Annotated in this window: 8 protein-coding genes; 5 read left to right on the forward strand and 3 right to left on the reverse strand. The window is 43.5% G+C overall.

Features of this window, described 5'->3' with window-relative positions; all coding sequences use genetic code 11:
- Nucleotides 1-230: 230 nt before the first annotated feature.
- From H6G86_RS02835 to H6G86_RS02845, 3 genes are all read left to right on the forward strand, one after another.
- Entirely contained in the window at nucleotides 231-1,637 is a 1,407-nt protein-coding gene (locus H6G86_RS02835; RefSeq protein ID WP_190933007.1) for a Dyp-type peroxidase, read from the forward strand.
- Between the two features lie 83 nt (nucleotides 1,638-1,720).
- Nucleotides 1,721-3,664 carry an alpha-amylase family glycosyl hydrolase gene (locus H6G86_RS02840; RefSeq protein ID WP_190933008.1) on the forward strand — a complete coding sequence of 648 codons (1,944 nt, stop codon included), beginning with the start codon at nucleotides 1,721-1,723 and terminating at the stop codon, nucleotides 3,662-3,664.
- Between the two features lie 203 nt (nucleotides 3,665-3,867).
- Complete coding sequence (locus H6G86_RS02845; RefSeq protein ID WP_190933009.1) at nucleotides 3,868-4,059, forward strand: hypothetical protein; 192 nt, start codon at nucleotides 3,868-3,870, stop codon at nucleotides 4,057-4,059.
- 258 nt (nucleotides 4,060-4,317) lie between these two features.
- Here the strand turns inward: H6G86_RS02845 and H6G86_RS02850 are convergent, their stop codons facing one another.
- The 3 genes from H6G86_RS02850 to H6G86_RS02860 all read right to left on the reverse strand — a co-directional run bounded on the left by H6G86_RS02850 (nucleotide 4,318) and on the right by H6G86_RS02860 (nucleotide 8,210).
- Nucleotides 4,318-6,948, reverse strand: coding sequence for a M4 family metallopeptidase (locus tag H6G86_RS02850; protein ID WP_190933010.1), 2,631 nt, complete (start codon nucleotides 6,946-6,948; stop codon nucleotides 4,318-4,320).
- Between the two features lie 737 nt (nucleotides 6,949-7,685).
- Nucleotides 7,686-7,856: a hypothetical protein gene (locus tag H6G86_RS02855; RefSeq protein ID WP_190933011.1), complete on the reverse strand. Its 171-nt coding sequence runs from the start codon at nucleotides 7,854-7,856 to the stop codon at nucleotides 7,686-7,688.
- Between the two features lie 12 nt (nucleotides 7,857-7,868).
- Nucleotides 7,869-8,210: a hypothetical protein gene (locus H6G86_RS02860; RefSeq protein ID WP_190933012.1), complete on the reverse strand. Its 342-nt coding sequence runs from the start codon at nucleotides 8,208-8,210 to the stop codon at nucleotides 7,869-7,871.
- Between the two features lie 203 nt (nucleotides 8,211-8,413).
- On the opposite strand from H6G86_RS02860, the gene nifJ reads away from it, so the two are divergent.
- Nucleotides 8,414-12,049 carry a pyruvate:ferredoxin (flavodoxin) oxidoreductase gene (gene nifJ, locus H6G86_RS02865; RefSeq protein WP_190933013.1) on the forward strand — a complete coding sequence of 1,212 codons (3,636 nt, stop codon included), beginning with the start codon at nucleotides 8,414-8,416 and terminating at the stop codon, nucleotides 12,047-12,049.
- Nucleotides 12,050-12,066: 17 nt separating this feature from the next.
- Complete coding sequence (locus H6G86_RS02870) at nucleotides 12,067-13,098, forward strand: dihydroorotate dehydrogenase-like protein (protein WP_190933014.1); 1,032 nt, start codon at nucleotides 12,067-12,069, stop codon at nucleotides 13,096-13,098.
- Nucleotides 13,099-13,126 lie beyond the last annotated feature (28 nt).

Here is a 13,126-nt window from a genome sequence, read left to right on the forward strand (position 1 = left end):
TGATACCGACAAGAGGACTTTTCAAACATCCTTTAAACTAAAACTTACTTTAGTGGCAACCACACCCCTAGAGTAAGTTTTAGTTAATTAATCTGAAAACTTCTATTTGGCAACGCTTTTATTTAGAACTGGACTGAGCAAAAAGGCAGAAGATATAAGTTTTTGTCGCCAACTTTAAGGCAATAATTCTCCATTTGTCAAACATTCTACTTCTGAAATTGAGAAAATCTATGACAAATGAAAAAACTCTAACGCAGCTTAACTTTAGTGATATCCAGGGTTATATTATCCGTGGCTATAACATGAACAATGTGCGACATTTTGTTCTATATATTAAAGATGCGAAGGCCGCAAAGAAATTTATTGGTAGCTTGGTAAGCGGTATTGATGAATCAATTCCTCAGATCACCACTGCTGCATGGTGGGACATAAAACCGAGTTATTGCTTAAATATTGGATTTACTTTTGAAGGTTTAAACGCTCTCCAAATTGTTGCAGATATTGGTAAATCCTTTTCCGGTTCCAACTACAAATCATTTAGACAAGGTGCTATTGCTCAAGCAACTCAAGTAGGTGATATTGGAGAGAGTGCCCCTGACAAGTGGAAAGGTGGATTAGGAACATCTAATACTCATGTTTTGCTCTCGCTCTATGCTCAAGATAGTAAGGTGTTAGAGCAGCAATCGGATAAACTGCGATCGCTCTTTAAAGAAGGAGACGCACTTAAAGAGTTATCTTGCTTTGATGGAGCTAAACTTCCTGATGAGAAAGGCCAACCCAGCGATATAGTTCATTTTGGTTACAAAGATGGAATTTCACAGCCGAAAATAGAAGGTGTTCCTACAAAGCGTGGACTTTCAAAATTCCTCGACCCCCAACCTATTATTCCTGCTTATGAGTTTATCCTGCTGGATGATGAAAAAGCTCCTTACTACGTACCGACACCTCCGGAGTTGGGCTTGAATGGTAGTTTTGCTGCTTTTCGAGTCCTGGAACAAGATGTAGCTGGCTTTGAAAAGTTTCTCCAAGAGCAAAAAGATAAAATTGATTCAGACAAACTGGCAGCTAAAATGTGTGGCCGATGGCGCAATGGTGTCCCTCTAGACCTTTCTCCAGATGCTGATCAACTAACCCCTCCTAAAGAACCAATTATTTACGAACAATTTAATAATTTTGATTATTCTAATGATCCACAAGGATATAAATGTCCGATTGGTTCACATATACGACGCACAAATCCTCGTGCGGCAAAAATACAAGGGGTGACAAATATTCACAGACTCATCCGTAGGGGAATTCCCTATGGGTCTCTTTATAATCCTAACTCTCCTAATGATGGCATTGAAAGGGGATTGCTAGGTCTATTCATCTGTGTGAATCTCAAACGTCAATTTGAATTTGTCATGGAAGAGTGGGTGAATAAAGGAGATTTTGCTGGTTTACCTACAGATGCTAAAGCTCCCCTGATTGGTGCTAATGACAATAAAAGTGGTCAATTTGATATTCCTGTCTCCCCAGACAACCCTTCCATCAAGTTGACGGGTTTTGATCGATTCATTACAACCAAAGGAGGAGCTTACTGTTTTATACCTAGTATTACCGCGTTGCAACACATAGCTACTCATTCAACTAAGTAAGTCGGGAAGAAAATTTATAGTCTTCGTCGAAAGGAAAAGAGTTTCACTAAGTAAACTTATTTACCAATCTTGAGATAATTCCTATGACATTTACCGATCAGAATCTAGCTACACAGCGACCGGATAGTCTAAAAGACTTTTGTTTGCCTCGACGCGAGAATTACTTTCCCTCCCCTGCGGATTGGAGAAATGAAGTGCTTTATTTTCTCTTACCCGATCGCTTTAGCGATGGTAAAGAGGATACACGTCCTCTGCTGAATCGACAGCAACTGAATCTGGCCCGCCCTAATCTACCGAATGGGCAGTCTTGGCGATTTGATAAATGGGCAGAGTCGGGAGGCGATCGCTGGCAGGGTGGGACACTCAAAGGATTAGAGTCGAAACTGGATTATCTGAAGCAACTGGGCATGACGACGATCTGGGTAGGTCCAGTTTTTCAACAACGGGGTCACTTGGATAGCTACCACGGTTACGGCATTCAAGATTTTCTAGAGGTCGATCCTCGCTTTGGGACTCGCCAAGATTTGGTCAGTCTGGTCAATAAAGCCCACGAAAAGAGACTACGCATTATCCTAGATATCATTTTTAACCATTCAGGATCTAACTGGCTCTATGCTCCGAATACTCCTGGAGGAGAATTGGAACCACCTTATACGTCTGGTTGGTATCAGTTTGGCTCATGGCTAGGCGATCGTGGGCAACCCATTGCGGTAAAGCCTCAAACGAGCGCAGAAGGAGTGTGGCCGAAGGAACTTCAGGAAGCAGATTGCTACACTCGTGCTGGCAAGGGAGATTTGGGGCGAGGAGACTTGGATGATCCCAATGCGGAATTCCGGCGTTCGGATTTCATCACACTACGAGATTTTCAGTTGGAGTATCCCCATCTATTAGATAACTTAGCCCGATGTTATAAATACTGGATTGCGCTGACAGACTGTGATGGCTTTCGGATTGATACACTCAAGCATGTGACCTATGAACAAGCCCGAAATTTTTGCGGAACTATTAAGGAGTTTGCAGCCAATCTAGGTAAGAGTGACTTCTTTCTAGTGGGAGAAATAGCAGGCGGAGACTATAACGAAGACCGCTATCTGGATGTGGTGGGGCAAAATCTAAACGCTGCTCTGGATATCGCCGAGATGCGGGTAAATCTTAACCTGGTTGCTAAAGGGCTGATAGATCCAAGAGCCTACTTTAACGGGTTTGATCCAAGGAAAGCTGTAATGGGGTCGCATCGGAATATCGGACGGCGGCATGTTTCAATTTTGGATGATCACGATCATGTATTTGGTGAAAAAATCCGCTTTTCCAGTGAAGCTGCATCGGATCATCAGGTGATTGCCGGAGTAGCATTGCAACTGTTTACATTGGGAGTGCCCTGCATTTACGCTGGAACTGAGCAGGCATTGGCAGGGCCAGAACCGTCTGAGCGAAGGTGGTTGCCCGACTGGAAGAAATCCGATCGCTATTTACGGGAGGCGATGTTTGGTCCAGAGCATCCCCGACAATCTGGTGTGGCGGGACTGCAAGCCCTCGATCAAAACTTACCTGGTTTCGGGCCATTTGGGACAGCAGGCGCTCATTGTTTCGAGCCAAATCACCCTGCCTATGTCCGGATTACGGCAATGGCAGCAATCCGTAAGCAGTTCCCAGTGCTGCGATTGGGACGGCAGTATTTGCGACCGATCGCGATTCCCTTCTTAAACTTGCCCTTTGGCGACCACGGACGGAGTGGAGAAATTATCGGTTGGTCAAGGATTCTAGATGATGAAGAGGTGATTTGTGTGCTAAACAGTCATGGAACTGATAATCGAGGAGCAAGAGTTTTGGTGGATGCCAATCTGAACGCGATTGGAAGTTCAATGACGGTGATTCTGAATACGGCTGAAGTGGCAAATCTGCCGGGTTACACAGGTCCTCACAAAGTGGGATCAACAGTATTGGTGCAGCACCAAGATGGAACTGCCTATGTTGAAATCCAACCGATTTCAGCATCCGAATTTTTGATTCTGACGAATCATCCCTGAGGTCAAGCTGAGGTTGTGCGATCGCAGATGCTAAACAACTGACTGATTTCCTACCAGGAGAATAGTAGTCTGCCAACCCAAAATTGTTAGGTGAGGGCTGGGAAAAGGTTAAAGGTTAAAGGAATAAACATCTTTTCCCTTTCCCCCTTCCCCCTTGCCCTTTACCCCGCCAAGTTTCCTTGGCGAACCAATAGGAGGAAACTATGAAGATGAACAGGAAAAACAGTTATTTTCCCTCGAACCGATTTAAATATCTAGCAAAATCATTAGGCGTGTTCATCCTGACTCTCTGTTTTGCGATCGCTGTCTTTCCCACATCAGCACAAGCCAGAGTTATGCAATACCAGAAAGGTAATCCTGCTGATGTGAATCCACTCTCAATACTTTTCGGTTAAGGGGGAAAGGGGAAAGGGGAAAGGGAAAGGGAAATTCAAACCCTTTCCCCATTGCCCTTTAACCTTTCCCCAGACCAAAAGAGAGATTATTGGGTTTAACCGAAAAGTATTGAATCCACTCTTATCTGGGATGGTCTATGACTTAGGCGGTGGGGGGCGTGATGTTGATCCGGCAATTCAGTGGATTGGCTTATTCGTCTCAGAAAGCTCCCTCCAGATTTAAAAACAATATGTGTATTCTGTAACTGTTTCTAACAGTCACGCCAGTATGTTCTTAGCAAAAATTTCCTGGTTAACAGCTATGTTTTCTTTGACAAAGTAAGAATTATGTGCACAAACTGAATCATAGCCAAACCATTGTTGTGAGCAACTTGTTGGGTTAAGTTTTAGAGTTTCCTCACTGATATCGAATATACCCCATAAAGTACCGCCAACGAAATCACCTTTGGCATCAAGGTTGATCCATTTGTTTACCATAGAGGGTCGGCGACCATCTCTATTTTCTGGGCGTAAGAAGTCGCGCACCGTTCCAATTGATAAAGCACTACCTACGGTAAAAAAGTTCGAGACATATCTTTGTAAAAATTGCTCATTAGCTTCAAGTTCCCGCAATCCTTCGTAGGCAACTACAGTACCCCAACTGTGAGAAATGATGTCGATTTGGTTGTTATTAATCAGAAGAGGCTTGACAACATCTGTGAAGCAATCAATGATGCGCTGGCGCATTCTGCTGTTTAACATATAAATGAGAAAGTCATCAATTGCCAGAGCCGCTGCATTGCTTTCTACCCAATGAGTCTGCATTGCTGAACTTCTGTGGAAACCACCGTTGGTATTTGTCGCTAGTTCTTGTCGCCGTCGATCTTCTAAAATAGCCATAATTTCTCGCCGCAGTTGCTTTTGCTTGTTGGTATCAACTGCATTGACAGCATTGACAAAAGTTTCGGTATTGACTAAATAACTCCATAGCACCTCCAAGCGCGTGTCACCAAGGTTTCCGTTCTTGAAAACTTCTCCGACGTGCGGTTGTAACGCCTGCCACCAACTGTCGGAATAATGCTCTCTATGTTGGCTAATCCCGTGTACATATACAAGATAATGGTTTCCAACTATGCGTGGTGAGCCATTGCCTAACTGTTGCGATCGCGTGATTGTATCTCCTGAGAAGACACTCCCATCTAGTAGTTGTTCCTGACCAGAAATCGAAATTCCTACCGCATCGAAGGCGCGGGCGATCGCCTGCAACTTTGCATTCCGAACCTCAATCGCATCGCCTCGGAACAAGGTACGACCAACGAGTTCAATCGCCCGCCGACTGTCTCTGAATAAGGAAGTCCGAGAGAGATACTGAGTCAATGTTAGGTAGAAAAGCGCTGCAAGACTTTTGTGATCAAACAGATAAGCTCCTTGCCTATCCTTAGCTGTCATAATTTTGTAGGCAGCTAAATTGTGGATGCCGCTGTTGAAGTGAACGCCTCCCCAGTCACCGGCTTCAGTAATCGGCAAGTTCAGGTAATCTCGCATATGTGCAGGTTGCCGATATTTGCTAGGGTTACTGAGATCCCGGAGCGGTATCCCCGTACCTTGAAGTTCCTCTCCCATTTCCCAGTTCCATGCAGACAGATTTGGCTCTTCAAAATTAGAGACAATGATCCCAAAAATATCTGAGTAGGATTCGTTTAAAGCTCCAGATTCCCCCACATACTGGAGCCGTGCCGTCCGATCAGTTACTCCGTGGAATATCTCGTGGGCAACAACATCAAGCCCTACAGCATAAGAACGGAGCTGTCCACGAACTTTCCTTTGACCATACACCATTTGCCCTTCTACCCAGGCCGCGTTCCGCCACTCCTGACCGTCCGGACTTTCATTTGCAACTATGCAGTTGACGCTGGAAATTAACGGCCCACCTATATTGTCAACACCATTGCGACGGAGAACGTCCCGCAGGAAAATTGCTACCACCGCTGCGTTGGCGTGGGCACTGATCGCTCCTGGTGCCCACTCTGGTGGTTTACCCACATAATTACCTGGTAACAATCCCGAATTCAAGTCCCTAAATTCAAAGTCGTAAGTATGAACATTCAAATCAAGGTCTTGTAGTGTTTTCCTATCTCCTGTCATTAAGCACGAAATTTTACGAAGCTTTTCAAGACCGTCTAGTGCTTCTTCAACCTGTTGTTGAGAAGGAGAGGCTCTATCTAGAACAGCGACACTCGGCGTTCGAGGTAATTTAGCAACGATCTCGCCATTATGTGCATCAATTAAGTAGTCCATTAACAGTGGTATATGCTTGTCTGTTTGTGTTTTCTCCCGACTTTGTTGGCGTACATCCTCAATTAGGTATATTAAGCGCCATCGATCAACTGCGGTGTCGAAGTAGTAACACAAACGGGGTGTTGCTTCGAGTGGTTTCAATCCATATCCCGCTAAGTCACGAACCTTATTCAACGCCTCGGCTGGTGAAATCTGCGCTATGGTGTCTACATTTATCGGCTCTCCCAGTGACGAGTTGACTGCAAGTAGCTCGTTCCCATAGTCCATCTCAATAGTGATTAAGGAACCGTAAACTGGAATTTTGTTGTATGTTTGACGAAACTTTACAGTTTTCGTCTCAGTAAGGGGCAATGTCTCGGTGCCAAGGATTTTGAATTCACAAGTGGCGTTGTTCACTTCTGGAGCAGTAAACTGCGGCAGTTCCTTACTTGCCAGAGCCTGATTTAAGTGCTGACGAGCGGCTGTTTCTGGATCAAGGTTACGCAGACCTACAGCTTTTGTCGTGGCGAAGGCAGCTAACGAAGGTCTTTCAGTCCGCAATATATTAGCTACCCGATCTGAAGTTTCGTCTTTTGTGTGGAATGCAAAGGTGTGAAGTCCGTTCTTACTCATTTATTTTTCCTCCTTTTTAATCGTGGAGTCAACTCCTAATGTGTGATGAGTTACAGACATAATTTCAATCTTTAGCAAGAGCTAAAGCAAAGAGAGTTAAATCAAGAGCAACTATCGAATTATTTTTCTTTATTAATTGTTTTAATCAACATAGAACATCAAAATCTAGTATTTTAAGTCCTTTTGATAGATAAAATGGTTTAGACTACTTAATTGGATAAAGTTCAGCTTATAATATCTCAAATTTTAATCAATTATGTTATGAATGAGACAGAGAACTGTAGGAAACTACAGTGCCAAAGTTAATTAGATTGTCAGGTATGTACTCTGAAAGGCGACTTTGTAGATAAAGGAGATACTAACAATAAGTTTCTCAGTAAATAGAGCCTCTCTATTAAGCTTGGGCATTCTGAAGGATAAGAGGATAAGAAATGAAATGTAAAAATGTTCTTATAATTTGAAGGTTATATAAATCTTTTGGCAATGAACGCAATAATTTAAAATTCTTAACGCAAAAATGCTTAAGTACTCGATTCGATTAATAATACATTATTTTAAGTTCTTGGTATTGATTGACCAAATCTTATATTGTGCTAATTAGATCATGATGAAGACGACGTTTTGCTGACAAGGTACTTTAGAAAAGCTAATCTACGATGTTGAACTTTATACTGGGCTACAGGTGCTTGTTGGATTTATATAAGTAACTGGGCGTTGCTGAGTTCGGTATGAATTAATCAAATACCAGGATAAAACGATACTTCAAGTAATGAAGTAATAATCGAATAGAGTATTGCTTCTGGCACCTCAGTAATTTTCATATTGCTGAGATCGAGTTCTATTGCTCCCTCTCGTCGTGCTTTTTCAATACGCTGTTTTGCTTCCCGATAAGCTTTATCTCGTGCCATGACCGAATGGCACTAAGAAAAGCTGAAAGCTTTGCCTGGAGTGGGTGTGGGAGGTGTGGGGAGTGTGGGGAGTGTGGGGAGTGTGGGGAGTGTAGGGAGTGTGGGGAGTGTGGGGAGTGTAGGGAGTGTGGGGAGTGTAGGGAGTGTGGGGAGTGTAGGGAGTGTGGGGAGTGTGGGGAGAATGAGGAGGAATTGAGAATGGGTGCGGCATCTATCGCTTGGGAGCAACACACTACCTCCCACACCTCCCACACCTCCCACACCTCCCACACCTCCCACACTCAAAAGCCTTACAAATAATGGATTCGCCGTTATCTTAGTGCCATTTTGCCATGACCAAATCCTTTCTCTCACTAACAAAATCGGAGTAATAGCCAGACTTTTTCTGGGTAACAGCCGATACAGGTGGTTTAGCCAGAAAATCTCAGCCTACATTCTAATAAACAGCAAACAACGCCAAAGATGAGTCTTCACAAGTTTCTCAACTTCTTATCCTAATGTCAAAAGTAGATCCGGCTTAGTCATTGCTAGCCCTTAGAGACACAGGTGCTTTGAAGATGAACAAGAGAAGCTTTGCAACCATAGACGGTAATGAGGCTGTTGCCCAAGTCGTCTATCGACTCAATGAAGTCATTGCGATTTATCCCATTACTCCTTCTTCACCAATGGCTGAGTGGGCGGATGCTTGGGCTAGTGAAAGCAAACCCAATATTTGGGGTACTGTTCCCTCGGTGGTAGAGATGCAGAGTGAAGGAGGTGTGGCTGGTGCTGTACATGGGGCTTTGCAAACTGGTTCATTAACAACCACATTTACAGCATCACAGGGATTATTGTTGATGATCCCCAATATGTACAAAATTGCTGGGGAATTAACACCTACAGTATTTCATATTGCCGCGCGATCGCTAGCCGCACAAGCTCTATCTATTTTTGGCGACCACAGCGATGTCATGGCAGCGCGTAGTACTGGTTTTGCTATGTTGTGTGCCGCATCAGTGCAAGAAGCACAAGACTTTGCTTTGATAGCAACACGCGCAACCCTAGAATCACGAATACCCTTTCTTCACTTTTTTGATGGCTTTCGTACCTCCCACGAAATTAACAAAGTAAAAACTTTAACAGAAGATAATTTGCGAGAATTCATTCCCGATGAATTAGTATTCGCCCATCGCTCACGCGCTCTCACTCCCGATAAACCAGTTCTGCGCGGTACAACACAAAATCCTGATGTCTACTTCCAAGCTAGAGAAACTGTCAATCCTTACTATCTAACTTGTGCAGATATCACCCAAAAAGTCATGGATGAATTTGCCCAAATGACTGGGCGACAATACCAACTATTTGAATACCACGGCGACTCAGAAGCCGAACGAGTCATTGTACTGATGGGTTCCGGTTGTGAGGCTGTACATGAAATAGTAGATTACCTCAACGCCCGTGGTGAGAAAGTAGGCGTTTTGAAAGTACGACTATATCGCCCTTATGATGCGATGCGATTTGTCACCGCTTTGCCAGCAACTACCCGTAGCATTGCAGTTTTAGACCGCACCAAAGAAACAGGCGCATCTGGTGAACCCCTTTACCTTGATGTAGTTACAGCTTTGTATGAAGTATGGGGAGCAGGGGAAAAATTAGCATTAGATTCCCCTCTGCCCCTCCGCTCTTCGGTCACTGAGCGTAGCCGAAGTGCTGCCCCTCTGCCTAAAGTCGTCGGTGGTCGCTACGGTTTATCTTCTAAAGAATTCACGCCAGCAATGATTAAAGCTGTCTTTGATAACCTGGCTGCGGCTGAACCAAAAAATCATTTTACTATCGGTATTAATGATGATGTCACCTACACCAGTTTGAATTATGACCCTAACTTTAGTATTGAACCAGATACCACGGTAAGGGCGATTTTTTATGGTTTGGGCGCTGATGGTACAGTGGGCGCTAATAAAAACTCAATCAAAATTATTGGAGAAGAAACAAACAATTATGCTCAAGGTTATTTTGTCTACGACTCCAAGAAATCAGGTTCAGTCACCGTTTCGCATCTACGCTTTGGTTCACAATTAATTCGCTCGACCTATTTAATCAGTAAAGCTAACTTTGTTGCTTGCCATCAATGGGAATTTATTGAAAAATTTCCTATCTTGAAAGACATCGTACCAGGTGGAACATTCTTAGTTAATTCTCCTTATGAAAAGGATGAAGTTTGGAATCATCTACCGCCATCAGTACAAGAACAAATTATTCAAAAGCATCTGAAATTTTATGTAATTAATGCCTATAAAGTTGCTCGTCAAGCAGGCATGGCTGGCAAAATCAACACGGTAATGCAGGTTTGTTTCTTCGCCTTATCGGGTGTACTAGCACGAGAAGAAGCGATTACAGCAATCAAAAACTCTATCCGCAAGAGTTACGGCAAGAAAGGCGACGAAATTGTGCAGATGAACCTCAAAGCAGTAGATACCACTTTAGAAAATTTGTTTGAAGTGGGGAATAGGGAATTGGGAATTGGGAATGGGAAAGAAAAACAATCTCCAATTCTTGATGCTGCACCCCCATTTGTCCGTGATGTTCTTGGTAAAATGATTGCCCGTGAAGGGGATGAACTATCTGTTAGCGCTTTACCAGCAGATGGTACTTATCCCACTGGTACGGCGAAATGGGAAAAACGTGACATTGCCCAGGAAATACCCGTTTGGGATACAGATGTCTGCATTCAGTGTGGCAAGTGCGTCATGGTATGCCCTCACAGTGTCATCCGTAGTAAAGTTTACGAACCGCAGCAGTTAGAAAATGCACCATTGATGTTTAAGAGTGCCAATGCCAAAGACCACGATTGGCAAGGTTTGAAATATACTATCCAAGTGGCAGCAGAAGATTGTACTGGCTGCGGAATTTGCGTAGATGTTTGTCCGGCGAAGAATAAATCAGAACTACGCCGCAAAGCTATTAACATGGAACCGCAAAAGCCATTACGCGAACAAGAACGAGAAAATTGGGATTTCTTTTTGAGTATTCCCAATCCAGATAGAAGTCATCTGAAGTTGACTCATATTAACCAACAGCAGATGCAAGAACCATTGTTTGAATTTTCTGGGGCTTGCGCTGGTTGTGGCGAGACACCTTATATTAAGTTAGCAACACAGTTATTTGGCGATCGCATGATTGTTGCCAACGCCACTGGTTGTTCTTCTATCTATGGCGGTAATTTACCAACTACACCTTGGACACACAACGCCGCAGGACGCGGGCCAGCTTGGTCAAACTCGTTATTTGAAGATAACGCCGAATTTGGCCTCGGTTTTCGCATTTCGATTGATAAACAAGCAGAATTTGCCGCAGAATTACTCAAAGACCTGATAACAGATGTGGGTGAAGAACTGGCAAATAGTATCCTCAATGCCCAACAAAAAGATGAAGCTGATATTTGGGAACAGCGAGAACGAATAGAATTGCTGAAAAAACGGCTAGATGAAATCGTCAATTATCAATCAAACCCCAATCAAAAATCCAAAATTCAAAATCTCAAATCCTTAGCTGATTATTTAGTGAAAAAGAGCGTTTGGATTATCGGTGGCGATGGCTGGGGTTACGATATCGGCTTTGGAGGATTAGATCACGTCTTAGCCAGTGGACACAATGTTAATATTCTCATTCTCGATACTGAAGTTTATTCCAATACAGGTGGACAAATGTCCAAAGCCACCCCCAAAGCAGCTGTAGCCAAATTTGCATCCGGGGGTAAAGCTGCGCCTAAAAAAGACTTGGGTTTAATGGCCATGACTTATGGCAATGTCTATATTGCCAGCGTCGCAATGGGCGCACGAGATGAACACACTCTCAAGGCATTCTTAGAAGCTGAGGCTTATCAAGGCCCATCACTAATTATTGCCTACAGCCATTGTATTGCCCACGGGATCAACATGAGTACAGCAATGCAGAATCAAAAAGCTGCTGTCGATTCCGGTCAATGGTTGCTGTATCGGTTTAATCCAGACCGCATCAAGCAAGGAGAAAACCCACTACAACTTGATTCACGCACACCAAAGTTACCGCTAGAGCAATATATGTATCTAGAAAACCGCTTCAAGATGTTGACTAAGAGTAACGAAGAAGGGGCACAGCAATTACTTAAAGAAGCTCAAGCAGATGTGAAGACCCGTTGGCAGATGTATCAATACTTAGCTGCAAGAAATTATTGAAAACTGGAGTCATCATAATGGATTTAACTACAACTTATATGGGAATGAAATTGCGATCGCCTTTTGTTCCCTCTGCATCCCCTCTATCAGAGGATATTGACAACATCCAACGCATGGAAGATGCAGGTGCAGCCGCAGTGGTGATGCATTCATTATTTGAAGAACAGTTGCGCCTAGAACGTTATGAACTCCACCATCACCTCACTCAAGGAACTGAAAGTTTTTCTGAAGCCTTAAGTTACTTCCCTAACTCAGCTAGCTTTCGGGTAGGGCCAGAAACTTATTTAGAGCATATCCACAAAGCCAAGCAGAAGGTGAGCATTCCAATTATTGCCAGTCTCAATGGCTCATCTGTTGGTGGGTGGACAAACTATGCCAAACAAATTCAGCAAGCGGGAGCAGACGCGCTGGAATTGAATATTTATTATGTCCCTACTGATATGGAACTAACAAGCAATGAAATTGAGCAAACCTATATTAATATTCTTTGTGCAGTCAAAGCAGCAGTAACTATCCCCGTAGCAGTCAAACTCAGCCCGTACTTCACCAATATGGCAAATATGGCAAAACGTTTGGATGAGGCGGGTGCAGATGCTTTAGTACTATTTAACCGCTTTTACCAGCCGGATATTAATCTCAATCTCCTTGATGTTGAACCCAATGTACTGTTAAGTACACCGCAATCAATGCGATTACCTCTGCGATGGATTGCCATTCTCTATGGTCGTATTCATGCTGATTTGGCAGCAACAAGTGGTATTCACAGGGGTGATGATGCGCTAAAAATGCTCATGGCTGGTGCCAAGATTACGATGCTTTGCTCGGTACTGCTACGAAATGGGATCAACCACATTAGAGTCATCGAACAGGAAATGCGCGAATGGATGCAAAAACATGAATATGAATCAGTCCAACAAATGCAGGGGAGTATGAGTCAAAAGCATTGTCCAAATCCCAGCGCTTTTGAACGTGCCCAATATATGCGCTCTCTTGCCACTTATAAACCTGAATGGGCAACAATTCACGACACTTCCTATTACTTCGGTTAAAAGTTTGAACACTATGAATATCCAAGTC

Origin of the sequence: Nostoc sp. FACHB-133, assembly GCF_014698055.1 — a bacterium.
GTDB lineage: Bacteria > Cyanobacteriota > Cyanobacteriia > Cyanobacteriales > Nostocaceae > Nostoc.